This window comes from Micromonospora siamensis, from assembly GCF_900090305.1.
Lineage (GTDB): Bacteria > Actinomycetota > Actinomycetes > Mycobacteriales > Micromonosporaceae > Micromonospora > Micromonospora siamensis.
The window spans coordinates 1,390,875-1,414,893 of sequence record NZ_LT607751.1 but is presented as its reverse complement, the minus strand read 5'-3'; the positions used below and the strand labels follow the sequence as shown (position 1 = coordinate 1,414,893).

Genomic DNA, 24,019 nt, shown 5'->3' with positions numbered 1-24,019 from the left:
TCGTGTCGTAGAGTGAATATCCGCGCACCGGTCTCCAACTCGCCCGGCCGGGCCGTCAGGCCTGACCGTGCAGGTACGGAGATGGCGCGCCGTACACGAGTTCGGGCGGAGTCCACTCGGCGAGGTCGTGCAGCACGACTTCTTCCGCGAGGAGGTGACCCGCACTCGCCGGCCAGGCTATCGCATGGAGCCACATTCCCCGAGCCTCGCCGGCGTACGCACTTCGATCTGTCGAAGAATTAACCAACCACAGTGGAGTCGGATGGCCGGCGACCCGGATCTTGGCGTGCGCCACCCGCTCCGGATGGCCCCGGCCGGGCTCGGCCAACGCCTCGGCCAACTCCGGTCCCGGATCCGGGCCGGGCACCCCGGCGAAGCGGTTGCCGAGACCCACGCCCGGCTCCTCGGCGACGAAGACCAGATCGGCCGGGCCGCCGCCGAGCGGGGCCGGGCCGGCACAGGCCACGGCCGTGGCGCGCACCTCGGAATTCTCGTCGCCGGCCCAGGCCACCCCGGTCATGGTCCAGCCCGGCGGCAGCGGCCAGGGGCACCACAGCGGTGGCCGGGGGCCCTCCGCCACGCCGGTGAGCCGATCCACCACGCTGGTCACGATCTCCGCGTTGATGTGCTCGGGGACGTGCAACGGGGCCACCGGTCCGCACCGCGGGCAGCGCGAGCCACTGTTCATCAGGTCGGGTGGCCGGACCGCGCCACCGCACCTGGGACAACTCGTCGTGACACTCACCACTCCACCGTCACCCCGGGCCGCCGGCACGTCAAGCCGAGCGCGCCCGGGACACCCGGCCGGGCGGGTCAGGCGGGCGGCGGACCGGCGTACGCGCGGATCCAGGCGTGCATGGCGATGCCGCTGGCCACCCCGGCGTTGATCGACCGGGTGGAGCCGTACTGGGCGATCGAGAAGAGCTCGGTGCAGGCCGCCCGGGCCGGTTCGGACAGTCCCGGCCCCTCCTGGCCGAAGAGCAGCACGCAACGCCGGGGCAGGGTGCTGCTCTCCAGCGGTCTGGAGCCGGGCAGGTTGTCGATGCCGACCACCGGCAGCCGCTCGCCGGCCGCCCAGTCGACGAACTCCTCGATCGTCGGGTGGTGCCGCACGTGCTGGTAGCGGTCGGTCACCATCGCCCCGCGCCGGTTCCACCGCCGCCGGCCGACCACGTGGACCTCGGCGGCGAGGAAGGCGTTGGCGTTGCGGACCACCGTGCCGATGTTGAAGTCGTGCTGCCAGTTCTCGATCGCCACGTGGAAGTCGTGCCGGCGGAGGTCCAGGTCGGCCACCACGGCCTCGCGCCGCCAGTAGCGGTACCGGTCGACCACGTTGCGCCGGTCACCGTCGGCGAGCAGCTCCGGGTCGTACCGCGGGTCGTCCGGCGGGTCGCCGGGCCACGGCCCCACCCCCACGTCGAGCTGGTCGTCGGTCACGGTTTCCAGAGCGTACGGGCCGGACGGCCGGCGCCGGCGCCGGGGCTCAGCGCAGACCCAGCGCCACCCCGAGCCGGTCGAGGAAGCGTCGGTCGGCGGGGCTCGGCGTCCCGTCGGCGGCGCGGCAGACGCGGGCGGCCACCGACTCCACCCACTGCCGGTACGCGGCCGAGTCGGCCGGGTCGGCCCGGCGGCTGAGCACGCGTACGGTCGCCCGGCAGGCGGCCAGCAGGTCCACCAGGTCGGCGAGGCGGGCGGTCGACGGCTGGGCCCCGTCGTGGCGGGCGTAGATGGCGGCGACCACGGCCCGGACGAGGTCGCTGTCGAAGGCCCGGCCGGCGGCCACGGCGTCCAGGCCGGCGAGGCCGGCGGCGACTCCCCGGTGGGGCCGGCCGGGGCCGGGCGCGGCGGCGGCCACCAGCACCCGTCCGGGCAGGCTGGTCAGCAGCTCCCACTCGGCGGCGGAGTAGACGGCGGTGGTCAGCGGTGCGGCACGGCGACCGGCAGAGGGCGGCTCTCCGGCGAGGGAGTGGCTCATGGCAACCTCCGGCGTCAGCATATGCCCGCAGATGCCGAAAAGGGCCCCGTCCCCGCCGGAACGTGGCGGAACCGGGGCCCTTTCGGCACGGGGTACGGCGTCAGCGCGGCTCGGGGAAGCTGGGCCGCTCGGGGTCGACGCCCTCGGCGACGGCCGCGGCGGCGTACTCCCGCTTGGGGACCATCACCTTGCGGCGGAAGACGCAGACCAGCGTGCCGTCCTGGTTGTAGCCGCGGGTCTCGACCGCCACCACGCCGCGGTCCGGCTTGGAGGCGGACTCGCGCTTGTCCAGCACGGTGGTCTCGCCGTAGATCGTGTCGCCGTGGAAGGTCGGCGCGACGTGCCGGAGGGACTCGATCTCCAGGTTCGCGATCGCCTTGCCGCTGACGTCCGGCACGGACATGCCGAGGAGCAGGGAGTAGATGTAGTTGCCCACCACGACGTTGCGCTTGAACTGGCTCGCCGACTCGGCGTAGTGCGCGTCCATGTGCAGCGGGTGGTGGTTCATGGTGAGCAGGCAGAAGAGGTGGTCGTCGTACTCGGTGACGGTCTTGCCGGGCCAGTGCCGGTAGACCGCGCCGACCTCGAACTCCTCGTAGTAGCGGCCGAACTGCATCCTTGTCCCCTTCGACGGGCGGCAATGGAGTTCGGCACAGCATGCACTACCGGTCGGCGGGTCGACGCCGGGGTCGGTGGCCGTGCGGAAAAGTCACACCGGGGAAAACCGGGGGGAGACGCAATGAGCGGCGGGGCCCTCCCCGGCACCCGCCGCCCACGCTCTGATGTCGAAGATTCTGCCGTACGGGTGGACGACGACGACAGAGACAGACATCACATTTATCTTTTTGTAACACTACTCTGCGTTGTTTGATCTTTCCGGCTGAGCGATCTCCGCAGGTGGGATCGGCCCTCGTCAACCCCGAAGTTACCGATTCGTAGCCGGATTCCGGGTGGATCTCCTTGGAAACGCTCCCATCACGGCTGGTCACGCAAGTGCGTCGTGCACTTGCGAACGGCAGGGAGCCAAGGCACCGAAGATCCTGAATGTCCGGCGATCCGGGGGCCGCACCCGCCGGCCGGCGTTTCGCCTCTCCCGCACCGGGAATTCCCGGAGACCGGACCTGGTTCCACGGGACGTAGGTGATACGCGGTGATCGGAGATTGCAATGGCTACCGTTGAGCTGACCACGGCCAACTTCGACGAGGTGACCGAGGGCGAGGGCATCGTCCTGGTCGACTTCTGGGCCGACTGGTGCGGCCCGTGCAAGCGGTTCGCCCCGGTCTACGAGCGCTCCTCGGAGAAGCACCCGGAGATCGTCTTCGGCAAGGTCGACACCGAGGCCCAGCAGGCGTTGGGCGCGAAGTTCGACATCCGCTCGATCCCCACGATCATGGCGATCCGGGACGGCGTGATCGTCTTCGCGCAGCCGGGCGCCCTGCCCGAGTCGGCCCTGGAGAACCTGATCGAGCAGGTCGAGGCGCTCGACATGGACGACGTACGCAAGAAGCTGGCCGACCACAGCCACTGATCGGCCCGGAACATCCGGCGCCGGCCGGACCCCTGCGCGGGGTCCGGCCGGCGCCGTCTTCGTGCGGCCTCAGGGACTGCCGACACGGACAGCGACGAGTGGACGACGATAGGACCCCTTTGCGGCCCGTCTTCCCGTATCGTCACGAGCCGATGGAGACCTTGACCAGCGGCGGTCGTCGGATGCGGCTGGGCGCCACCGCTCTCTGCCTGGCCCTGCTGCTGGCCGGCACCCTCTGGGGGGCCGACGACGATTTCCCGTTCGGCCCGTTCCGGATGTACGCGACCAGCAACCCGCCGAACGAGCCCGCCCCGGACACCCGGGTGGAGGGCGTCGACCGGACCGGGCGGGTGATCGAGCTGGACCAGTCCGCCACCGGCATCCGCCGGGCCGAGATCGAGGGGCAGCAGAGCCGCTACACCACCGACCCGACCCTGCTGCGCCAGGTCGCCGACGCGTACGCCGAGCGGCACCCGGACGCCCCGCCGCTGGCCGAGGTACGCATCGTGATCCGCTGGCACGGCATCCACGACGGCCGCCCAACCGGCCGGCGCACCGACCAGACGGTGGTCAGCTGGGAGGTCCGGTGAGCCGGATCGCCCGCTGGCTGACCGAGCCGGTCCCGCTCGGCCGGGTCGCCGCCTTCCGTACCCTGATCCACCTCTTCGTCGCGGCCGACCTGGTGGTCTTCACCCCCTGGGTACGCACCCGCGCCGACGTGCCCGGCGATCTCTACCGGCCGCTGCTCGTCGGTCGTCTGCTGCACCTGCCCACCCCGACCACCGCCGGGGTCACGGCGGTCTTCTGGGCGCTGCTGGCGCTCAGCCTGCTCGCCGCCACCGGCCGCGCCCCCCGACTGCTCGGCTGGACCGTCTTCGCGCTCTACTTCGAGTGGATGCTCATCGCGATGAGCTACGGCAAGGTCGACCACGACCGGGTCGGCCTGCTGGTGGCGCTCGCCGCGCTGGCCACCGTCGGCCGGGCCCGGCACGGCGACCCGACCCGCAGCGAGGCCGGCGGCTGGGCCCTGCGGGTCACCCAGATCGCCGTCATCTGCACGTACTTCCTCGCGGCCTGGGCGAAGCTGCGTTTCGGCGGGATCGACTGGGTCACCGGCTCGGTGCTCGCCCGGGCGATCATCCGGCGCGGCACCGACCTCGCCGACCTGATTGCCCAGGTGCCCTACCTGCTGATCGTCGCCCAGTTCGGCATCGTGGCGTTCGAGCTGCTCAGCCCGGTGGTCTTCCTGCTGCCCGAACGCTGGCGGCTGGCCATGGTCGGCTTCTTCTACTCGTTCCACGCCGTCACCATGGCCACCATCACCATCTCGTTCGCCCCGCACCTGGCCGCGATGACCAGCTTCCTGCCGCTGGAGCGGGTCCGCCCGGTGACCTGGCTGCGCGGCCGGCGACCGGTCCACGACGATCCCGGGCCGCCCGTCGACGACGCACCGGAGCGGCTGGTGCCGACGGCGGATCCCGCGGCCCCCTGAGCGGTCAGGAGTCGGCGGGCCGGCCGGTCGGGCCGTACAACCGCTCCCGAGCCTCCTGGGGCAGCGAGCAGGCGGCGGTGCCGCCGGGCAGGCGGTGCCGGTTGCGGGCCACCCAGCGGTACGCGGGCCACGCCGCCGCCCGGACCGGCGGGAACCGCAACCCGAGGCCGGCGGCCCGCCACACCGGGGCGCTGTCGCCCAGCAGCTTGGCGATGGCGTCCGGGCCGGCGGCGCGGGAGCCGTCCGCGCCGACCCACTGCACCGCCTCCTCGCACTCCGCCTCGGTCAGGCCGAGCGCGGCCAGGTCGGCGAACTGCCAGGGCAGCACCCGGGCGCCGGTGGGGATGCGGCGCTCGATGAACTCGGCGCAGCGGCTGCAGAAGGCGCAGTCGCCGTCGTAGACGAAGGTGGACGTCTCCATGCCCCCAATCCTCCACCCGCCGCCCGCGCTCCGGGGGCCGGTGTCCGGCGCGTCACTTGCGCGCCGCTCGTACACGTGTTCGAATGATGGCCATGCGCTGGGAGAACCTCTCCGCTCCCCCGGACGAGGGGCATCCCGACGGGTCAGCGCCAGCGACGCCACCCCTGCCGCTGGCGCTGCCCGGCGCCGTCACGCGCACCTTCGACACCCCCGGCTTCGCCGGGATGACCTTCTACGAGGTACGCGCCAAGTCGATCATCAACCGGGTGCCGGGCGAGTCGCAGGTCCCGTTCCAGTGGACGATCAACCCGTACCGGGGATGCATCCATGCTTGTAAATATTGTTTCGCGAGAAATACTCACACCTATCTCGACCTGAACGCCGGGGACGACTTCGACCGGAAGGTGATCGTCAAGGTCAACGCCGGTGAGCTGGTCCGCCGCGAGCTGGCCGCGCCGCGCTGGCGGGGCGCGCACGTCGCCATGGGCACCAACGTGGACTGCTACCAGCGCGCCGAGGGGCGCTACCGGCTGATGCCGCCGATCATCGAGGCGCTGCGCGACTTCGCCAACCCGTTCTCGATCCTCACCAAGGGCACGCTGATCCTGCGGGACCTGCCGCTGCTGCGCCAGGCCGCCGAGGTGACCCGGGTCGGGCTCTCCTTCTCGGTGGGCTTCGTCGACGAGGCGCTCTGGCGCTCGGTCGAGCCCGGCACCCCGAGCCCCCGACGCCGGCTGGACGCCGTCCGCACGCTGGTCGACGCCGGCTTCGAGGTGGGCGTGCTGATGGCCCCGATCCTGCCCGGGCTCAGCGACCACGACGAGTCGATCGACGCCACCGTCTCGGCGATCGCGGCGGCCGGCGCGGCCAGCGTGACGCCCATGGCGCTGCACCTGCGCCCCGGCGCCCGCGAGTGGTACGCGCACTGGCTGGCCCGGGAGTTCCCGCACCTGGTCCCCCGCTACCGCGAGCTCTACCGGGCCGGGGCGTACGCGCCGCAGGCGTACCAGCGGGAGCTGACCGCGCGGGTGCGGATCGCGGCCCGCCGGCACGGCCTGCACCGGGGCGAGGTCGGCGACAACCGCCGTCTCCCCGAGCCGACCCCGGCGCCCGCGCCGAGTGAGCAGCTCACCCTGCTGTGAGCGCACGGTCCGTCTACTGTGCCGGCATGGCGGAGAGCATCGCGGCGGCGCGGCGGCGGCAACGGATCCGGATCGTGGTAGCTCTCCTGCTGGGCGGGGCCGCCGCCCTGCTGGCCCATCGGGAAGAGGCCCTAGGCGGCTCGGCCGGCCTGCTGGGTCCACTGCCGGTGCTCCTGTTCGCCGGTGCGATTCTGTGGGTCGTCTGGCGGCGACCCGGTCGGGGCGAGCTTCGGGTCGACGAGCAGGAGCGGGCCTTCTACGTCCCGCCGCGCCCCGGTGTCGGGCTCGCGCCGGTCTGGGCCGGCTACGCCGCGTACCAGGCGGTCGGCAGCGCGTTCGACGCCCCGCGTGACCGGACGTCGCTGGCCTTCGCGGTGCTGTTCGGGATCTTCGCCCTGGGGATCGCGGTGGGCTGCTGGCGACGGGCGCCCGGCGTCGAACTGACCCCGGACGGGATCACCCACCGGCACCTGGAACGGGAGGTCTTCGTGCCGTGGGCAGCGGTGGACCCGGCCGGCCGAGTGGGCACGCCCTCACCTCGACGCGTCGGCGCGATCTCGCTGCCGATCGTGCGGCCGGAACTGCTCCGCGGCCGGGGCTGGGGGCGGACCCGAGATCAGGTCGGCACCGCCGAGCTGGACCTGGCTCCGGCGCGGCTCGCGGCGGTGCTGCGCCACTACGTGACCCATCCCGAGGACCGGTCGGCCATCGGCACCACGGGGGAGCTGGCCCGGCTGCGGCAACGGCTCGACGGGCCGGCCTGACCGCCACTGCCCGAGGCCGGCCGGCCCTCGCGGGGCGGGGAACGGGGCGGCGGCACGGACCTCCCGCCGGGGCGCGCGGGCCGGGTGGCGCGGTTACGCTCGGCGGATGCGTACCGCTCGTCAGATCCTCGCCGACTCCGCCGTGATCGCCGTCGTGGGCGCGTCCCGCGACCCGGGCAAGGCCGCGCACCGGGTGCCGTTGGAGATGCAGCGCTACGGCTGGCGGATCATCCCGGTGAACCCGACGGTCGACGAACTCTTCGGCGAGCAGGCGTACCCGACGCTGGCGGACATCCCGCACCCGGTGGACCTGGTGGACGTGTTCCGGCCTGCGGCCGACGCCGTCGACGTGGTCCGGCAGGCGGTGGCCATCGGCGCGCCCGCGGTCTGGCTGCAACTGGGCATCGTCTCGGCCGGGGCGCGGCGGATCGCCGAGGAGGCCGGCATCGACTACGTCGAAGACCGCTGCCTGATCGTCGAGCGGGCGGCCGGCGGACTGACCCGGCTCGGCTGAGGCCGGCCCGGCTGGCGCGGTGTGCGTACCGTGCCGGGGGTGCGGAGGACGGCGGACCGGGCGCTGCGCCGGCAGCGGGTCGCGGTGGTGCTGGCGGTGGTGGTCGGCGTCCTCGCCGGGCTGGTGGTGCGGTGGCAGCCGGCCGGCCCGCTCGGCGCGACGCTGGTGTTCGTGGCGATGCTCCTGCCGGTCGGTGTGCTGGCATACGGACTGTTCCGCTGGCCCGGGCAGCGCGGGCTACGGGTCGGGGACGACGCGGCAGAGGCATACGCGCCGGGCCGGGGTGTGCCGCTCGCTGCCCTGGTCATCGTCGGCTGGCTTCCGGCCCAGCTCGCCCAGTACGAGGGGCGGTGGGAGCGGGACGTGCCGGCGTGGCTGCTGACCGCGGCGGCGCTCGCCGCCATGGGGTACGTGGGCGCGGGCACCTGGCGGCGGGCGGCACGACTCGCGTTGACCCCCGCTGGCATCGGCTGGCAGGGCTGGCAGCGGCGCCCGCTGTTCGTGCCGTGGGTGGCGCTGGACCCGACGATGCCGATTCACGCCGTCGACGGCGACGGCCGGCTCCGGCTCTTCCTCGGCCGCCCGGAACTGGTTGACGGGCGGCGTCGGGAGCGCGGTGATCTGCGGCTGTGGATCGGGGACCTGGACGTGTCGCCGAGCTTCCTGGCCGCCGCGATCCGGCACTACCGGGCGCATCCGGAGCACCGGGCGGCGATCGGCAGCCCCGGGGAGCGGGACCGGCTGGTGGCCGTGCTCGGCGGATGAGCTGGTTGGCCCGTCGTACCCTGCGCGCATGCCCCTGCCGCGTGCGGTCCGCGTACCCCCGCTCGGTGACGGTCTCTGGTCGCGGCGGCTGCTCGCCCTCGCGGTCGGCGCGGCGGTGGCCGCGCTGGTCGGCGGCGCGCTCTGGCGGACGCGGGGATGGGACACGGAAAGCTTCGCGGGGGTGGCCTGGGCGCTCCCCGCCGTGCAGTGGTTGGAGCGGCGGTGGCGTCCGCGGGCGCGCGGCCGGCTGGCCTGGCGGGCCCGGGTGGCCGGTCGGGACGCGGTCGAGCCGGGACTGGTGGCGCGCCGGTCGCTCGCCGGCTGTGCCGACCTCGTCGTCGACGCCCTGTTCGGCGTGACGCTGACCCTGGCCGTGGCCTCCCTGCTGCCCGACGAGCGACCGTGGGGCAGGATCGCCTGGGTCGTCGTGTGGGCCGGCATCGCGGTGGTGGTGGGCCGGATCGGCTACGAGGAGGCGCGGTTCACCGGCCGGCTCGCGCTGACCGCCGGGGGCGTCCGGCACGGCCGCCGAGTGTACGACTGGACGAACATCGACCGGGTCAGCCCGCACAAGAACGACGGGCGGCTGGACGGCGTGCGGCTGCGGCCGGTGCGGTGGGTCTCGCTCCAGCCGGCGCCGGTGGTGGGGGGCCGGGACACGGCCGTCGGCGAGGACCGGCTGCTCGCCGCGATCGAGTACTTCCGGCACCGGCCGCAGGCCCTGTCGACCGGCCTGCCGGTCAGCGCGCCGGAACCGGCCGTGCCGGCGGGTTGAGAAGGGGCCCCCGGGTCGGCGGGAGCCCCTTCTCGCCGCTCAGAGCTTGTACTCCTTGAGCAGGCCGCGGGAGATGATGGTCTTCTGGATCTCCGAGGTGCCCTCGCCGATCAGCAGGAACGGCGCCTCCCGCATCAGCCGCTCGATCTCGTATTCCTTCGAGTAGCCGTAGCCGCCGTGGATGCGGAACGCCTCCTGGACGACCTCGGCGCAGTACTCGGAGGCGAGCAGCTTGGCCATGCCGGCCTCGACGTCGTTGCGCTGGCCGGCGTCCTTGAGCCGGGCGGCGTTGACCATGAGCGAGTGCGCGGCCTCAATCTTGGTGCCCATCTCGGCGAGCTTGAAGGCGATGGCCTGGTGCCGGGCGAGCGGCTGGCCGAAGGTCTTGCGCTGCTGGGCGTACGCGACGGCCAGCTCGAAGGCCCGGATGGAGATGCCGCAGGCGCGGGCGGCCACGTTGACCCGGCCGACCTCGATGCCGTCCATCATCTGGTAGAAGCCGCGGCCGACCTTCTCCTCCCCGCCGAGCACGGCGGAGGCCGGGACGGTGACCCCGTCGAGGACCATCTCGGTGGTCTCGACGCCCTTGTAGCCCATCTTGTCGATCTTGCCGGGGATGGTCAGGCCGGGGGCGGTCTCGCCGAAGCCGGGCTCCTTCTCCAGCAGGAAGGTGCTCATGTTGCCGTAGACCGAGTCGGCGCCGGTGTCGGTCTTGACCAGGGTCGCGACCACCGACGAGTAGGCGCCGTTGGTCAGCCACATCTTCTGGCCGTTGAGCACGTAGTCGTCGCCCTGGCGGACGGCCTTCGACTTGATCGCCGAGACGTCCGAGCCGCACTCAGGCTCCGACATCGAGAAGGCGCCGCGCACCTCGCCGGTGGCCATCCTCGGCAGCAGCCGGGCCTTCTGCTCGGCGGAGCCGTGCTGGGAGATCAGGTACGCCACGATGAAGTGGGTGTTGACGATGCCGGAGATCGACATCCAGCCCCGGGAGAGCTCCTCGACCACCAGGGCGTAGGTCAGCAGGGACTCGCCCAGGCCGCCGTGCTCCTCGTCGATGGTGAGGCCGAACAGCCCCATCTCGCGCATCCCGTCGAGGATGTCGGTGGGGTACTCGTCGGCGTGCTCCAGCCGCTGGGCGTGCGGAATGATCTCCTTGTCGGCGAACTCCCGGACGGTTTCCAGGATCGACCGCTGCACATCGGTCAGGCCGGGCGTCTGGGCGAGTCGGGCCATCTCAGCCTCCGGGGGATTCGGCGCATTACTCATGGGTAACTGAACGCTCGGTCAGTATCGACCCCGCGCCCGGCGAGGCCAAGGTGACCGGTACACACAACCGCTGTGAAAAGGTTCACCGCTGCGGGTAGCGTCCGCAAGAGAAAGGGGTCCTGACCTGCGGCGTCGCCGTGGGCGGCAGCGTGCGGAAGGGGTGGACGCAGCATGGGCCAGCCACCGGCACCGGGCGGACCGGACCAGCCACCTCCGTACGGGCGGGCCGGCGACGAGCCGCCGTCACCGTACGAGCCACCGTCGGGCTGGCAGCCGTACGGACCACCCCCGCCCTACGGGCAGCACCCCGGACAGTGGGGACCGAGGCCGGGCATGAACGTGCTGGCCGTCCTGTCCCTGGTCTTCGCCTTCCTCTTCTCCCCCGCCGGGATCGTCCTCGGCCACCTGGCCCGGAGGCAGATCCGGCAGACCGGGGAGGAGGGCGAACAGCTCGCCTTCTGGGGCCTGATCCTCAGTTACGTCTTCACCGCGCTCGGGCTGCTCGCCTGCTGCGGCTGGATCGCCTTCGCCTTCTGGGCCGGCTCCGGCGACCACGGCACGTACCGCTGACCCCGGCGCCGGGCAGCGGACGCCGGGCGGTCAGCGGAAGTGCGACTCGCCGACGCTCTTCCCGCCGTCGACCACCAGCATCTGCCCGGTGATGTACGAGGCGGCCGGCGAGCAGAGGAAGGCGACGGCGGCGGCGACCTCGTCCGGCATACCCGGCCGGCCGACCGGTGTGCCGTGGCCCTGCTTCAGCTCCACCAGCGTCGAGGCCGCCGTGTGGATGATGCCCGGCGCGACCGCGTTCACGGTCACCCCGTCGGTGACCGTCTCCATCGCCAACGCCCGGGTCAACCCCACCACGCCCGCCTTCGCCGCCGCGTACGCGGCCTCGGTGGGCAGCGCGTTCACCGCGCCGGCGGTGGCGGCCAGGTTGACGATCCGCCCCCAGCCCCGCTCGACCATCCCGCCGGTGAAGGCGCGGCTGCACAGGAACGCGGTGGTCAGGTTCCGGTCGATCTCCCCCCGCCACTCGTCGTAGCTGAGCTGCGTCACCGGGCGGAGCACCTCGGGGCTGGCCCGGCTGGCCAGCCCGGCGTTGTTGACCAGCACCTCGACGTCGCCGAGTTGGTCGGTCACCGCGTCGGCGAGCGCGCCCACCTCCGACTCGTCGGTCAGGTCGGCGACGAAGCCGGTCACCCCCAGCTCCTCGGCGCGCTCGTGGATGCGCCGGGTGGTGGAGACGATCGCGACCTTGGCGCCCAGGTCGGCCAACCGCCGGGCGGTCGCGTACCCGATGCCGTCGGGGCTACCCGCGCCGGTCACCAGGGCCACCCGGCCGTCGAGCCGCATCGTCACCAGGTCGGACGTCGGCGCGGGCTCGTCGCGCCCCACCCCGGCCGGCGTACGGCTGCGCCGGGCCAGGCCAGGGCGGCTGACGTCCCGCCTCGGGCGGCCACCGGACCGGTCCGCGCCGCGCGCGTCATGTGCCATGCCGAGATCCTGCCCGCTGGAAGTGCCCCGGGCAACGCGGCACTCGGAAGGGGACGCCCCGGGTGTGCCGGCGATGGCTACCCTGACCGCGCGCACCCCTACCCGGAACGGACGAAGAACAGATGAGCTATCCCCCGCCCAACGCCGGCTGGCCGGAGCCGGCCGCACCCGGCCCGCACTCCACCCCGCCCGCCGACCCGACCCTGCCCATGGGTGGCGTCGCCGTTCCGCAGCCGCCCGCGCCGGGCGACCCGTACGCCGGCACGAAATCCACCTACGACCCGTACGGTCAGCCGCCGCCGGGATATCCGCCGGCCGGTTACCGGCCGAACCCGCCGCAGAACGGGCTGGCCATCGCCTCGATGGTGGTGTCGATCGTCGCCGCGCTCGGGCTCTGCGCGTACGGCCTCGGCGGCTTCCTCGGCATCGTCGGCCTGATCCTGGGCTACACGTCGCGCCGGCAGCTCCGCGAGCGGGGCGAGGGCGGCGAGGGCTTCGCGACGGCCGGCATCATCATCGGCTGGATCACCACCGCGCTCGCGGTGGTGGCCACCCTCGTCCTGTCGGGCCTGTTCATCTGGGCGGCCAGCCAGTCGGACACCGGCACCGCCGGCTCCTGACGTGCGACGGGCCGTCCCGGTCGCCCGGGACGGCCCGCGTCACGCGTTCCGGGTCACCGCTCCGGCGGGGTGAAGGTGGAGGTACGGGTCATCCCGGCCGCCCGGCCCTTCGCGGAGATGACCAGGGCCATCTTGCGGGACGCCTCGTCGATCATCTCGTCGCCGAGCATCACCGCGCCGAGCCGGCCGCCCGCCTCCGAGGTGTAGTGCTCGTACGCGTCGAGGATGAGCTCGGCGTGGTCGTAGTCGGCCTGCGCCGGCGCGTACACCTCGTTCGCCGCGTCGATCTGGCCCGGGTGCAGCACCCACTTGCCGTCGAAGCCGAGCGCCGCCGAACGCTTCGCCACCTCGCGGAACGCGTCGACGTCGCGGATCTGCAGGAACGGGCCGTCGATGGCCTGCTTGTCGTGCATCCGGGCGGCCATCAGGATCCGCATCAGGATGTAGTGGTACGGGTCGCCTGGGTAGTCCGGGATCAGCGCGCCCACCACCAGCGACTTCATGTTGATCGAGGCCATGAAGTCGGCCGGGCCGAAGATGATGGTCTCCACCCGGGGCGAGGCGGCGGCGATCGCGTCCACGTTCACCAGGCCGGCGGCGTTCTCGATCTGCGCCTCGATGCCGATCCTGCCGACCGGAAGGCCCAGGGTCTTCTCGATCTGGGTAAGGGTGAGGTCCAGCCACTGCACCTGGCCAGCGTTCTGCACCTTGGGCAGCATGATGCAGTCCAGGTTGGCGCCCGCCCCCTCGACCACCTCGATGACGTCCCGATAGGTCCAGGAGGTGGTCAGGTCGTTGACCCGGACCACCCGGGTCTTGCCCGCCCAGTCGCCCTCGTTGAGCGCGGCGACGATGTTCTTGCGGGCGTCCGGCTTGGCCAGCGGGGCGACTGCGTCCTCCAGGTCGAGGAAGACCTGGTCGGCCGGGAGGCCCTGGGCCTTGCCGAGCATCTTGACGCTGGAACCCGGTACGGCGAGGCAGGACCGACGGGGGCGACCGACAGCGGCCATGGATGCGCTCCTTCCAGCGTCCGGCGGGCACGCCGACGCCACCTGGCGGAATGTGAGAACTTAACGATCCCAAAGGGCGTTGTGACGCCACGGTAACCTCGTGCCGTGACCGGGGTGAATGGACCTGTGGAAGATCTCACTGGGCGGCGGACCGTGGTGGTGACCGGGGCCAGCTCCGGCATCGGCCTGGCCGCCGCGGAGGAACTGGCCCGCCGTGGCGACCGGGTGGTGCTGGTCGGCCGGGACCCGGCCCGACTACAGGCCGCCGGCGACCGGGTACGCGAGGCCTCCGGCGAGCGCCCCGAGCTGTTCCGGTCGGACTTCGCGGTGCTCGACGACGTACGCCGGCTGGCGGAGAACCTGCGGGCCGCGTACGACCGGATCGACGTGCTCGCCAACAACGCCGGGGCGATCGTGCTGGAGCCGGTCACCACGGTCGACGGTTTCGAGCTCTCCATCCAGGCCAACCACCTGGCCCCGTTCCTGCTGAGCAACCTGCTCGCCGACCGGGTGGGCCGGATCGTGGTCACCGCCTCCGGCGCGCACCGCAGCGGCCGACTGGACCCGGAGGACCTCAACGGCCAGCTGCGCGGCTACCGGCCGATGCGCGCGTACGGCACCAGCAAGCAGGCGAACATCCTGTTCACCGCCGAGGCGGCCCGGCGCTGGCCGGAGATCCCGGCGTACTGCTTCCACCCGGGGGTGGTGCGGACCCGGTTCGGCGCCGACAGCCGGCTCGTCGCCCTCGGGATGCGGCTGCTGCCGTTCCGCAGCCCGGAGAAGGGCGCCGAGACGCTGGTCTGGCTGGCCGGGCAGGACCCGTCCCGGCTGGTCGACGGGGGCTACTACGCCGACCGGCGGCTGCGCCGGCCGTTGCGCAAGGCGGCCGACCCGACGCTTTCGGCGCGGCTCTGGACGGCCAGCGCCAAGGCCGTCGGCATCGACGGCTGACGGTTTCCGGGAGCGCCGGAACCGGTCGGCGCTGCCATACTTCCCGGCATGACGACGGGGAACGAAACGGGCGACGACGGCGGGGAACTGCTGCTGGTCGCGCTGGTGGAGATGGCCGGGGTGCAGGCGGGCCGGCGCTACGAGGACGCGGTGCTGGCCCTGCTCGGCCGGCACCGGGGGCGGCTGGAACGGCGGCTGCGGACCGCGGACGGGCGCAGCGAGGTGCACCTGATCCGGTTCGCCGAGCGGGCCGGCTACGAGGCGTTCCTGGTGGACCCGGAGCGGGTGGCGCTGCGCGCCGCGCTCGGCGACGACGCGCCCACCACCCGGGTGCTCGAGGTCCACGACGCCTGACAGCCCTTGCCCTAGCCGACGAGGTGCACCGGGACGCTGGTCACCACCACCTGCGGCAGCGGTCGCAGGGCGGCCCGCAGCCGCTGCTCGGCCCGGCTGTGCAGCGGCCGGTGCCAGCGCCGACGCAGCACCACCTCCGGCACGATCACGGTGAGCGTCAGCTCCGGACCAACCGCGTGCAACGCCTCCAGGTAGTGCGCCAGCGGCCCGATCACCGCCCGGTACGGCGACACGATCGTCTCCAGCCGGACGTGTGAACCCCAGGCCCGCCACTGTTCCCGGAACCGGTCCGCCTCGGCCTCCTCCGGGGCGATGTGCACCGCCAGCGTCGGCTGACCGAGCGACGCCGCGTACGCCAGGGCACGCAGCGACGCCCGGTTCAGCCGGGCCACCGGCACCACCACGAGGTGGCGTACCTGCTGGGGCAGTTCCTCGCCCTCCGCGGGACCGGCGGGCGCGGGACCGACCGGCGGCGGACGCAACTCCAGGGCCCGGTGCAGGGTGGCGTAGTGCCGGTGGATCCGGTGGAACAGCAGCACCAGCAGCGGTACGGCGACCACGATGAGCCAGGCGCCCTCGGCGAACTTCGCGGTCGCGGCGGTCAGCAGCACCAGCCCGGACAGGGTCGCGCCGAGCGCGTTGAGCCCGAGCCGACGTCGTGACCCCGGCCCGGGCCGGCGGCGCCAGTGCACCACCATCCCGGCCTGGGAGAGGGTGAACGCGAGGAACACCCCGACCGCGTAGAGCGGGATCAACGACGCGGTGTGCCCGCCGAACACCACGAACACCGTCGTCGCCGCGACCGAGAGGGCCAGCAGCCCGTTGCTGAACGCCAGCCGGTCCCCCATGTGCAGGAACCGGCGCGGCGCGTGGCCGTCGCGGGCCATGAAGTACAGCAGCCGGGGAAAGTCGTTGAAGGCGGTGTTCGCGGCCAGCAGCAGGATCAGCGCGGTCGCCGCCTGGATCAGGGCGTACCAGGGGCCGGTGGGGAAGGTGAGCCGGCCCAGTTGGGACAGCATGGTCTCCTCCGGCCGGGGCACCAGGCCGTCGAGGTGGATCAGCCCGGTCAGCCCGGCGAAGAGCACCACCAGCATCGTGACCATCCAGCCCAGCGTGGTCCGGGCGTTGCGCCACTCGACCGGCCGGAATGCCGGCACCGCGTTGGAGACCGCCTCGATGCCGGTCATCGAGACCGCGCCGGAGGCGAACGCCCGCAGCACCAGCAGCAGGCCCAGCCCCTCGGCCGCCGGCACCGGGGGCGGCGCCACCGGCGCGAACCCGCGCCCGGCCGCGCGCAGCCAGCCGGCCACGAGCAGCGCCAGGACCGCGACCACGAAGGCGTACGTGGGCAGCACGAAGATGTTGCCGGCGGTACGCACGCCGCGCAGGTTGCCGGCGAGCAGCACCACGATCACCAGCACCCCGAGCGGCACGGTGAACGGCGCCAGCCCCGGCAGCGCCGAGGTGACCGCGTGCACCCCGGCCGCCACCGACACCGCCACGGTCAGCACGTAGTCGAGCATCAGCCCGGCGGCGGCGGTCAGTCCCGCCCCGGCGCCGAGGTTGTCCGAGGCCACGAGGTACGACCCGGCACCGTGCGGGTACGCCGGGATGGTCTGCCGGTAGGAGATCCCGACCGCGATCATCAGCACCACCAGCGCGGCGGCCAGCGGCAGCGACAGGCCGAGCGCCCCACCGCCGGCCAGCACCAGCACGCTCAGCATCGCCTCCGGTCCGTACGCCACCGAGCTGAGCAGGTCGGAGGAGAGGACCGGCAGGGCGACCAGCTTGCGCATCCGCTCGTAGAGCACCGCCGAGCTGCGCAGTGGCGGGCCGACGACCGCGCGGCGCAGCCGGGTGAGCGCCCGGACCGGCCGGGAGCGCGGCAGGTTGGCCGGTTCGCCGGCGATCAGCTCGCCGGCCGGCGCCCCGCCTTGCTCCGGCGGCGCGACGGCCGGCTCAGGCGGCGCGACGGCGAACATCTCGATCGGCGTGAGCCGGCCGGACCGGCCCGCGGCCGGTCGGCCCCGGTACCGGTCCAGGGTCGGGTCGACCGGCAGTCCGTCCGAAGGCCGGGGCCCGCGCCAGCGTTGCCCGATCCGGCCCAGCCGGTCGACCTCCTCCGGCCGCAACGGCGGGAACTCGGCCGACGGGGTGACGGCGCTCCCGCCCTCGTCACCGGCGTCGCGTCCCATGACCGCTACTGTCGCGGACCCCACGCCCGCCTGGCGGCCGTTTCGGCAAGCTCAGTCGGCGAGCGGGGCGGGGTCGGCGGGGAGCGGCACCGGTGCGCCGCGGCGCACCGCGCGGGCGCCGCCGAGCACCACCACGACCACCCCGACCACCAGCATCGCCAGGCCGGGCAGCGCCAGCGGGCGGGGCGCCTGCCCCAGCCAGACCCAGGCCAGCAGGGCCGCGCCCGGCACCTCCAGCAGGATCAGCACGCTGACCGTGGTGGCGGAGATCCGGCGCAGCGCGTAGTTGAACATCGAGTGCCCGAGCAGCTGCGCGCCGGCCACCAGGCCGAGGATCGCCAGCCAGGTGCCGGTGTCGAAGCCGACCAGCGGCACGCCGGTGGCCAGGCACACGACCAGCAGGATCAGCCCGCAGACGCCGTAGCAGATGGTGGTGTACGTGGTGGTGCTGATCGCCACCCGGGCCCGTTCGCCGAACGCGGTGTAGACGGCGGCGAACATCCCACCGGCCACCGCGAGCAGGTCACCGGCGACCGCGCGGCCGGACACGGTGAGGTCGGCGCCGGTGGCCAGGGCCGCGCCGAGCACGGCCACCCCGATGCCGACCCAGACCACACCCGGCAGCCGGCGCCCCTGCCAGCGCGCGATCAGCCCCTGCCAGACCGGCTGCGTGGCGCCCAGCGCAGTCGCGGCGGCGACCGAGGTGAGCTGCACCGCGGACATCCAGGTGGCGAAGTGCGCGGCGAGCGCCACCCCGGAGAGCACGCAGTACCAGCCCTCCCGCCGGCCGTCGCCCACGGTCAGCGAGCGGAACTCGGCGCGCCGCCGGACCAGTGAGAACGGGCCGAGCACACCGACCGCGAGGGTGTTGCGCCAGAAGGCGATGGCCAGGGCGGGCGCGGCGGCGAACGCGATCAGCGGCCCCGAGGACGAGACGGCGACCACGGCGAGCAGGAGGGCGGCACCGGTCAGCGGGTCGACCGGCGGGCGGGGCTGGATTGGCTGCACGGGGAGCAATCCTCACACGACCAGGGGACAACACGGATCGTCAGCACTCCGTTACGATCATGCGCGTCCGCGCCGGCGACACCCCCTCGACCGCCCGGAGGCGCTCCCCCATGCCCAGCTACCAGGCGGTGCTCTTCGACTTCTTCGGCACGCTGACCAGTGCCGTGCGGCGGGGCGGGGCGCACCGGGCCACCGCCGAGCTGCTGGGCTGCTCCCCGGAGCGGCTGGCCGAGGTGCTCGACCGCACCTACTACCGGCGGGCCAGCGGCTCGCTGGGCGACGCCGAGGCGTGCCTGCGCTGGGTGTGCGCGCAGGTCGGCGTACGCCCGTCGGCGAGCGCGGTCCGCGCGGCGGTGGCCTCCCGCCACCTGGCGGTACGCGCCGACACCCGGCTGCGCGCCGACGCCGTGCCGGTGCTCGCGGCGCTGCGCCGCCGGGGCGTACGCACCGGGCTGGTCAGCGACTGCACCCACGAGCTGCCGGCGTTCCTGCCGCAGCTGGCCGTCGCGCCCCTGCTCGACGTGCGGGTCTTCTCGGTGCAGGTGGGCCGCTGCAAGCCGGACCCGGCGCTCTATCTGGCGGCGTGCCGGCGGCTCGGGCTGGAACCCGGCCAGTGCCTGTACGTCGGCGACGGCGGCAGCCGGGAGCTGACGGGTGCGCAGCACGCCGGCCTGACGGCCGTCCGGCTGATCACCCCGGACCTGGCCGGGCACCTGGTCTTCGACGCCGAGCCCGACTGGACGGGCCCGGTGCTGCACTCGCTCACCGAGGTCCTGGACCTGGTCGACCGGGCCGCGACACCCGTCTGCGTGGCGAGCTGACTCAGCGGCGGCGGACCCGGTGGAGCCGGAACGGCTTGCGGGTCTGACGGACCACCGGGGCACCGCGCGGCACCTCGGCGAGCGACGCGTCCGGCAGGTCGGTGCCGGCGTCCGGGGTGCCGGCCGGGTCGAGCCGGGTCAACGCGCAGCCGTCGGCCGCCCATCGGGCCACCAGCTCGGCCGTGGGGCCCGGCGCGTTCAGCCGCTTGGCTGCCACCAGCGGCGCCGCCGTCTCCCAGGCCTCCGTGCCGGGGGCCAGCCGGGTCACCCGGGCCGGCCAGGTCACGATCCGGCCGCCGTGGTCCCCGCGCAGGGTCACCCGGGCCTCGGTGGCGTCGGCCAGCCCCGGGGCGGACTGCTCGCCCGGACCGCTGACCACGAAGAGCGCACTCTCGAGCGGCATGCACCAGAGCGCCAGCGCCGGACCGTCGGCGACGCTCACCCAGGCCACGGCCGCCTTCTTCATCGCCTCGTCCACCAGCGGCGTGGTCTCGCGGGTCTCCACCTCGTCGGTCACCCCCGCATCCTCCCGCACGACGAGCCGTCCGGGCACCCGGACCGGGGCGCACCGGTCATCGGCGGGGCGCCCGGGGCGCCCGCGCGACGAGTTCCGCCGCCAACCACCCGTCGGCCCCTACAGGCTTGAGAGCACCGACGACTCAGGCGACCGCTCCCGGTCTCACTCCTCGCCATACCGAAGCGGGCCCGGCCCGGCCCGTGAGTCGTCCACGCTCTCAAGTCCGTAGGCACCCGAAACGTCGTCCGCACCAGGACCGGCACCCTTCCCAGCCCACCATCCGCTCCCGCACCGCGGCCCCCGGGAGGCGGGCACACCGGACCCGGGCGACGCCACCGGCGACGGTGACGGCAACGGTCAGCCGACGAAGGGCGGGACCATGATCTCGCCGCGGGCCACCGGCATGACCTGGCCGGAGACCGTCGCGCCGGCCGCCGCCCCGCCCATCGCCGTCACCGTGCAGGAGAGCACCGACGGCCGGTGGATCTCGATGCCCTGGTGGACGGTGTACGCCGACCGGCCCTCGCCCGGCAGCAGCCCGCTCGCCACCAGCCAGACGCCCAACCCGAGGGCCGCCGAACCGGTCGCCGGGTCCTCGGGGACACCCAGTCCCGGCACGAAGACCCGGGCGTGTGCGGTTTGCGCGTCGGCGTCCCAGGAGAAGACGCTGACGTGCTCCACGCCGTACCGCTCAGCAGCAGCCGCGTTCACCCGGGCGCGGGCCACCGCGTCCGGGCGCACCGGCAGGTACGGGAACTCCAGCCCGCAGCCGGCCACCCGGGGCGGCGGACCGGCGTGGTCGGCGGCGGCCAGGCCGACCATCTCCAGCAGCGGCTCCGGGTCCAGCTCCGGGCCGAGGGTGGGCGTACCCCCGGTGAGGGTCGCCCCAGTCGCGGTGACCTCGATCGGCAGCACCCCCGCGCCGCACTCCTGGGTGACCTTGCCCACACCGAACATGCCCCGCCGGCTGGCCGTCACCGCTGCGCCCACGCTCGGGTGCCCGGCGAAGGGCAGCTCCGCGGCCGGGGTGAAGATCCGCGCCCGGTAGGTGGCGCCGACCTGGGTGGGGCGCAGCACGAACACCGTCTCGGAGAGGTTGAACTCCACCGCGAGCGCCTGCATCTGCTCGGTGGCGAGCGCTTCGGCACCGAACACCACGGCCAGCGGGTTCCCCGCGTACGGACGGTCGGTGAAGACGTCCACGATCTCGTAGGACAAGGTCGACATGTTGATAAACAGTAGGCGCTTAGGCTGGTGCCCGTGAGCACGCCGACCCGGGTCTACATCGCCCGACTCGCCGGAGTCGCCGTCTTCGATCCGAACGGTGACCAGGTGGGTCGGGTCCGTGACGCGGTGGCGCGGATCCGGCCGACCCAGCGACCGCCGGAGGTCGTCGGCCTGGTCGCCGAAATGCCGATGCGCCGGCGGATCTTCCTCTCCCTCAACCGGATCACCTCCATCGATCCCGACGCCGTGGTGCTCGGCAGCGGCACCCTCAACCTGCGCCGCTTCGAGAAGCGGCCGAACGAGCTGCTCGTACTCCAGGAGCTGCTGGACCGGCGGGTGCAGCTCGACCCCGGCGGCCAGTCCGGCGCGGTGGTCGACGTGGCGATGGAGTGCAGCCGCGGCGGCGAGTGGTCGCTGAGCCGGGTGGCGGTCCGCGAGCAGGCCGGCCGGCTGGGCCGACGCGGGCACCTGCACCAGGTCGAGTGGGACCGGGTACGCGGGCTCAGCGGCATCGGCGAGAACCGGGGCACCGCCAACCTGCTCGCCGTGCTGGAGGACATGCGCCCGGCCGACCTGGCCAACGCCCTCCAGGACCTGCCCGACGCCCGGCGCAACGAGGTCGCCGCCGCGTTGAACGACGAACGCCTGGCCGACGTGCTGAGCGAGCTGCCCGAGCACGACCAGGTGGAGATCCTGGCCGCGCTGGACCGGGAGCGGGCCGCCGACGTGCTGGAGGAGATGGACCCGGACGACGCCGCCGACCTGCTCAACGAGCTGCCCCCGCCCGAGCAGGACGTGCTGCTGGACCTGATGGAGCCGGACGAGGCCGACCCGGTACGCCAGCTGCTGAAGTACACCTCCGGCACGGCGGGCAGCGTGATGACCTCCGAGCCGGTGATCCTGCCGCCGGACGCCACCGTCGCCGAGGCCCTGGCCCGGATCCGGGAACCCCAGCTCTCCCCGGCCGTCGCCGCGCAGGTCTTCGTGGCCCGGGCGCCGATGACCACGCCCACCGGCCGCTACCTGGGCATGGTCCACTTCCAGCGGTTGCTCCGCGAGCCGCCGGCCGACCTGCTGGGCGGGATCGTGGTCAACGACATCGACCCGCTGCGCCCGGGCACCCCGCTGCCCGAGATCACCCGCCGGATGGCCACCTACGACCTGGTCGCCATGCCGGTGATCGACCGGAACAACCGGCTGGTGGGGGCGGTCACCGTCGACGACGTGCTGGACCACTCGCTGCCCCGCGACTGGCGCGACCGGGACGCCGTGGCGACCCCGGCCCCCGCCGACGAGACGACGGACGGCGCCGATGGCTGACCAGCGACGGGCCGAGCGGCTGGACCAGCCGCGCGAGCCCCGGGGCGTCAAGCTGCCCAGGTTCGACCCGGAGGCGTTCGGCCGGTGGTCCGAGGGCATCGCCCGGGGCATGGGTACGGCGAACTTCATCGTCTACATGACCGTGGTGATCGCCGCCTGGTTCCTGTGGAACACCCTCGCCCCGCGGGACCTGCAGTTCGACCCGTACACCTTCACGTTCCTGACCCTGGTCCTCTCCCTCCAGGCGTCGTACGCGGCGCCGCTGATCCTGCTCGCCCAGAACCGGCAGACGGACCGGGACCGGGTGGCGCTGGAGGAGGACCGGCGGCGGGCCACCATGCAGAAGGCGGACACCGAGTACCTGGCCCGGGAGGTCGCCGCGCTGCGGATCGCACTGGGCGAGGTGGCCACCCGGGACTTCCTCCGCTCCGAACTGGCCCGGCTGGCCGAGGAGCTGGACGAGGCGAACCAGCGCCGACAGAAGCTGGAACGCCGCCAGCAGGAGCGGGCGCAGCGGGGCGCCGAACCGCTCGACGAGCCCCGCGACGAGCTGGACACCGACTTCGCCCGGGACGGCCGGCCCGAGCACCGAGCGGATCGTCCCCCCGCGTCCGGTTGACCTCCGGTCATCGATTCCCTCACACCCCGGCCCGCCAGCGGCGGACCGGGACCACCGCCGACGTAACATTGCCGGCATGTCAGCACCCGTCAGCACCGTCTCCGACGCGATCCAGGCCGCCCTGGCCACCGTCAACGACCCGGAGATCCGCCGGCCGATCACCGAGCTGGGCATGGTCCGCTCCGCGGCGATCGACGACGACGGCGTGGTCCGCGTCGAGCTGCTGCTCACCGTGGCCGGCTGCCCGCTGAAGGACAAGCTGCGCACCGACATCACCGCCGCGGTGGCCGCCGTCCCCGGCGTGACGGGTGTCCAGATCGACTTCGGCGTGATGAGCCCCGAGCAGCGCCAGGAGCTCCAGGCGAAGCTGCGCGGTGGGGCCGGCGCCGCCGCCGAACCGGTGATCCCGTTCGCCCAGCCCGGCTCGCGGACCCGGGTGTACGCGGTCGCCTCCGGCAAGGGTGGCGTCGGCAAGTCCAGCGTCACGGTCAACCTGGCCGCCGCGCTGGCCGCCCGCGGCCTCTCCGTCGGTGTGGTCGACGCGGACATCTACGGCCACTCGGTGCCCCGGATGCTCGGCGCCGACGGCGCACCCACCCGGGTCGAGGACATGATCATGCCGCCGCAGGCGCACGGCGTGAAGGTCATCTCGATCGGCATGTTCACCCCGGGCAACGCGGCCGTGGTGTGGCGCGGCCCGATGCTGCACCGGGCGTTGCAGCAGTTCCTCGCCGACGTCTACTGGGGTGACCTCGACGTCCTCCTGCTCGACCTGCCGCCGGGCACCGGTGACATCGCCATCTCGGTCGCGCAGCTGCTGCCCAACGCCGAGATCCTGGTGGTCACCACCCCGCAGACCGCCGCCGCCGAGGTGGCCGAGCGGGCCGGCGCCATCGCCCTGCAGACCCACCAGCGGGTGGTCGGCGTCATCGAGAACATGTCCTGGCTGGAGCTGCCGGACGGGTCCCGGATGGAGGTCTTCGGCGCCGGTGGTGGCGAGGCCGTCGCCGAGTCGCTGAGCCGCACCATCGGCGCGCAGGTGCCGCTGCTCGGCCAGATCCCGATGGACACCCGGGTCCGGGAGGGCGGCGACGCCGGCACCCCGATCGTGCTGGCCCAGCCGGACGCCCCGGCGTCGAAGGCGCTGGGCGCGGTCGCCGACCGGCTCGCCGTGCGCCGCGAGTCGCTGCTGGGCAAGCCGTTGGGCCTGAAGCCCGCCGGTCGCTGACGAACG

Annotated in this window: 28 protein-coding genes; 16 read left to right on the top strand and 12 right to left on the bottom strand. The window is 73.6% G+C overall.

Annotated elements, in window-relative coordinates:
* Positions 1 to 55 precede the first annotated feature (55 nt).
* The 4 genes from GA0074704_RS06605 to GA0074704_RS06590 all read right to left on the bottom strand — a co-directional run bounded on the left by GA0074704_RS06605 (position 56) and on the right by GA0074704_RS06590 (position 2,591).
* Positions 56 to 745 (bottom strand): DUF6758 family protein, encoded by a 690-nt coding sequence (locus GA0074704_RS06605; RefSeq protein WP_331716646.1) that lies wholly within the window; start codon positions 743 to 745, stop codon positions 56 to 58.
* A gap of 68 nt (positions 746 to 813) precedes the next feature.
* The gene (locus GA0074704_RS06600; RefSeq protein ID WP_088969670.1) at positions 814 to 1,437 is read right to left on the bottom strand and encodes a TrmH family RNA methyltransferase; all 624 of its coding nucleotides are present in this window, start codon (positions 1,435 to 1,437) and stop codon (positions 814 to 816) included.
* 46 nt (positions 1,438 to 1,483) lie between these two features.
* Positions 1,484 to 1,996 carry a hypothetical protein gene (locus tag GA0074704_RS06595; RefSeq protein WP_172880454.1) on the bottom strand — a complete coding sequence of 171 codons (513 nt, stop codon included), beginning with the start codon at positions 1,994 to 1,996 and terminating at the stop codon, positions 1,484 to 1,486.
* Between the two features lie 79 nt (positions 1,997 to 2,075).
* Positions 2,076 to 2,591, bottom strand: a complete 516-nt coding sequence (locus GA0074704_RS06590; RefSeq protein WP_088969668.1) for a MaoC family dehydratase — start codon at positions 2,589 to 2,591, stop codon at positions 2,076 to 2,078.
* 550 nt (positions 2,592 to 3,141) lie between these two features.
* On the opposite strand from GA0074704_RS06590, the gene trxA reads away from it, so the two are divergent.
* The 3 genes from trxA to GA0074704_RS06575 all read left to right on the top strand — a co-directional run bounded on the left by trxA (position 3,142) and on the right by GA0074704_RS06575 (position 4,996).
* Positions 3,142 to 3,504 (top strand): thioredoxin, encoded by a 363-nt coding sequence (gene trxA, locus GA0074704_RS06585; RefSeq protein ID WP_088969667.1) that lies wholly within the window; start codon positions 3,142 to 3,144, stop codon positions 3,502 to 3,504.
* Positions 3,505 to 3,656: 152 nt separating this feature from the next.
* The gene (locus GA0074704_RS06580; RefSeq protein WP_088969666.1) at positions 3,657 to 4,094 is read left to right on the top strand and encodes a hypothetical protein; all 438 of its coding nucleotides are present in this window, start codon (positions 3,657 to 3,659) and stop codon (positions 4,092 to 4,094) included.
* A 5-nt stretch (positions 4,095 to 4,099) separates the two neighbouring features.
* Positions 4,100 to 4,996: an HTTM domain-containing protein gene (locus tag GA0074704_RS06575; RefSeq protein WP_157743815.1), complete on the top strand. Its 897-nt coding sequence runs from the start codon at positions 4,100 to 4,102 to the stop codon at positions 4,994 to 4,996.
* 4 nt (positions 4,997 to 5,000) lie between these two features.
* On the opposite strand, the gene GA0074704_RS06570 is transcribed toward GA0074704_RS06575, so the two are convergent.
* Entirely contained in the window at positions 5,001 to 5,417 is a 417-nt protein-coding gene (locus GA0074704_RS06570; protein WP_088969665.1) for a thiol-disulfide oxidoreductase DCC family protein, read from the bottom strand.
* A 92-nt stretch (positions 5,418 to 5,509) separates the two neighbouring features.
* Between GA0074704_RS06570 and GA0074704_RS06565 the strand changes: the two genes are divergently transcribed.
* The 5 genes from GA0074704_RS06565 (at position 5,510) to GA0074704_RS06545 (ending at position 9,377) form a co-directional block, all read left to right on the top strand.
* Positions 5,510 to 6,559: an Rv2578c family radical SAM protein gene (locus GA0074704_RS06565; RefSeq protein ID WP_088973498.1), complete on the top strand. Its 1,050-nt coding sequence runs from the start codon at positions 5,510 to 5,512 to the stop codon at positions 6,557 to 6,559.
* 26 nt (positions 6,560 to 6,585) lie between these two features.
* Positions 6,586 to 7,323: a hypothetical protein gene (locus GA0074704_RS06560; protein WP_088969664.1), complete on the top strand. Its 738-nt coding sequence runs from the start codon at positions 6,586 to 6,588 to the stop codon at positions 7,321 to 7,323.
* A 106-nt stretch (positions 7,324 to 7,429) separates the two neighbouring features.
* Positions 7,430 to 7,837 carry a CoA-binding protein gene (locus GA0074704_RS06555; protein WP_088969663.1) on the top strand — a complete coding sequence of 136 codons (408 nt, stop codon included), beginning with the start codon at positions 7,430 to 7,432 and terminating at the stop codon, positions 7,835 to 7,837.
* 39 nt (positions 7,838 to 7,876) lie between these two features.
* Positions 7,877 to 8,602, top strand: coding sequence for a hypothetical protein (locus GA0074704_RS06550; protein WP_157743615.1), 726 nt, complete (start codon positions 7,877 to 7,879; stop codon positions 8,600 to 8,602).
* Between the two features lie 28 nt (positions 8,603 to 8,630).
* Positions 8,631 to 9,377, top strand: coding sequence for a hypothetical protein (locus GA0074704_RS06545; protein ID WP_088969661.1), 747 nt, complete (start codon positions 8,631 to 8,633; stop codon positions 9,375 to 9,377).
* A gap of 39 nt (positions 9,378 to 9,416) precedes the next feature.
* Here GA0074704_RS06545 and GA0074704_RS06540 read toward each other — a convergent pair whose 3' ends face one another.
* On the bottom strand, positions 9,417 to 10,613 hold the full coding sequence (locus GA0074704_RS06540) for an acyl-CoA dehydrogenase family protein (RefSeq protein WP_088969660.1): 1,197 nt from the start codon (positions 10,611 to 10,613) through the stop codon (positions 9,417 to 9,419).
* A 366-nt stretch (positions 10,614 to 10,979) separates the two neighbouring features.
* On the opposite strand from GA0074704_RS06540, the gene GA0074704_RS29855 reads away from it, so the two are divergent.
* Positions 10,980 to 11,216, top strand: coding sequence for a DUF4190 domain-containing protein (locus tag GA0074704_RS29855; RefSeq protein WP_377471197.1), 237 nt, complete (start codon positions 10,980 to 10,982; stop codon positions 11,214 to 11,216).
* 30 nt (positions 11,217 to 11,246) lie between these two features.
* Here GA0074704_RS29855 and GA0074704_RS06530 read toward each other — a convergent pair whose 3' ends face one another.
* The gene (locus tag GA0074704_RS06530) at positions 11,247 to 12,074 is read right to left on the bottom strand and encodes an SDR family NAD(P)-dependent oxidoreductase (RefSeq protein WP_172880868.1); all 828 of its coding nucleotides are present in this window, start codon (positions 12,072 to 12,074) and stop codon (positions 11,247 to 11,249) included.
* 191 nt (positions 12,075 to 12,265) lie between these two features.
* Between GA0074704_RS06530 and GA0074704_RS06525 the strand changes: the two genes are divergently transcribed.
* Complete coding sequence (locus GA0074704_RS06525) at positions 12,266 to 12,763, top strand: DUF4190 domain-containing protein (RefSeq protein ID WP_088969657.1); 498 nt, start codon at positions 12,266 to 12,268, stop codon at positions 12,761 to 12,763.
* A 53-nt stretch (positions 12,764 to 12,816) separates the two neighbouring features.
* Here the strand turns inward: GA0074704_RS06525 and GA0074704_RS06520 are convergent, their stop codons facing one another.
* Positions 12,817 to 13,773, bottom strand: coding sequence for an HpcH/HpaI aldolase/citrate lyase family protein (locus GA0074704_RS06520; RefSeq protein WP_088969656.1), 957 nt, complete (start codon positions 13,771 to 13,773; stop codon positions 12,817 to 12,819).
* 126 nt (positions 13,774 to 13,899) lie between these two features.
* Between GA0074704_RS06520 and GA0074704_RS06515 the strand changes: the two genes are divergently transcribed.
* Both GA0074704_RS06515 and GA0074704_RS06510 read left to right on the top strand, forming a co-directional pair.
* Positions 13,900 to 14,724: an SDR family NAD(P)-dependent oxidoreductase gene (locus tag GA0074704_RS06515; RefSeq protein WP_088969655.1), complete on the top strand. Its 825-nt coding sequence runs from the start codon at positions 13,900 to 13,902 to the stop codon at positions 14,722 to 14,724.
* 48 nt (positions 14,725 to 14,772) lie between these two features.
* The gene (locus GA0074704_RS06510; RefSeq protein WP_088969654.1) at positions 14,773 to 15,078 is read left to right on the top strand and encodes a hypothetical protein; all 306 of its coding nucleotides are present in this window, start codon (positions 14,773 to 14,775) and stop codon (positions 15,076 to 15,078) included.
* A gap of 11 nt (positions 15,079 to 15,089) precedes the next feature.
* On the opposite strand, the gene GA0074704_RS06505 is transcribed toward GA0074704_RS06510, so the two are convergent.
* On the bottom strand, positions 15,090 to 17,273 hold the full coding sequence (locus tag GA0074704_RS06505; RefSeq protein ID WP_088969653.1) for an APC family permease: 2,184 nt from the start codon (positions 17,271 to 17,273) through the stop codon (positions 15,090 to 15,092).
* A 51-nt stretch (positions 17,274 to 17,324) separates the two neighbouring features.
* Entirely contained in the window at positions 17,325 to 18,290 is a 966-nt protein-coding gene (locus tag GA0074704_RS06500) for a DMT family transporter (protein ID WP_377471201.1), read from the bottom strand.
* 101 nt (positions 18,291 to 18,391) lie between these two features.
* Here GA0074704_RS06500 and GA0074704_RS06495 point away from each other — a divergent pair, with 101 nt between their 5' ends.
* Positions 18,392 to 19,102, top strand: coding sequence for an HAD family hydrolase (locus GA0074704_RS06495; protein WP_088969652.1), 711 nt, complete (start codon positions 18,392 to 18,394; stop codon positions 19,100 to 19,102).
* Position 19,103: 1 nt separating this feature from the next.
* Here GA0074704_RS06495 and GA0074704_RS06490 read toward each other — a convergent pair whose 3' ends face one another.
* Positions 19,104 to 19,568 carry a hypothetical protein gene (locus GA0074704_RS06490; protein ID WP_172880866.1) on the bottom strand — a complete coding sequence of 155 codons (465 nt, stop codon included), beginning with the start codon at positions 19,566 to 19,568 and terminating at the stop codon, positions 19,104 to 19,106.
* 408 nt (positions 19,569 to 19,976) lie between these two features.
* Complete coding sequence (locus GA0074704_RS06485; RefSeq protein ID WP_088969651.1) at positions 19,977 to 20,846, bottom strand: PhzF family phenazine biosynthesis protein; 870 nt, start codon at positions 20,844 to 20,846, stop codon at positions 19,977 to 19,979.
* Positions 20,847 to 20,879: 33 nt separating this feature from the next.
* Here GA0074704_RS06485 and GA0074704_RS06480 point away from each other — a divergent pair, with 33 nt between their 5' ends.
* The 3 genes from GA0074704_RS06480 (at position 20,880) to GA0074704_RS06470 (ending at position 24,013) form a co-directional block, all read left to right on the top strand.
* A complete protein-coding gene (locus GA0074704_RS06480) occupies positions 20,880 to 22,166 on the top strand; it encodes a magnesium transporter MgtE N-terminal domain-containing protein (RefSeq protein WP_088973495.1) in 1,287 nt (428 codons plus the stop codon).
* A complete protein-coding gene (locus GA0074704_RS06475) occupies positions 22,159 to 22,785 on the top strand; it encodes a DUF1003 domain-containing protein (protein ID WP_088969650.1) in 627 nt (208 codons plus the stop codon). The genes GA0074704_RS06480 and GA0074704_RS06475 overlap by 8 nt, the downstream gene beginning before the upstream one ends.
* A gap of 76 nt (positions 22,786 to 22,861) precedes the next feature.
* The gene (locus tag GA0074704_RS06470; RefSeq protein WP_088969649.1) at positions 22,862 to 24,013 is read left to right on the top strand and encodes an Mrp/NBP35 family ATP-binding protein; all 1,152 of its coding nucleotides are present in this window, start codon (positions 22,862 to 22,864) and stop codon (positions 24,011 to 24,013) included.
* Positions 24,014 to 24,019 lie beyond the last annotated feature (6 nt).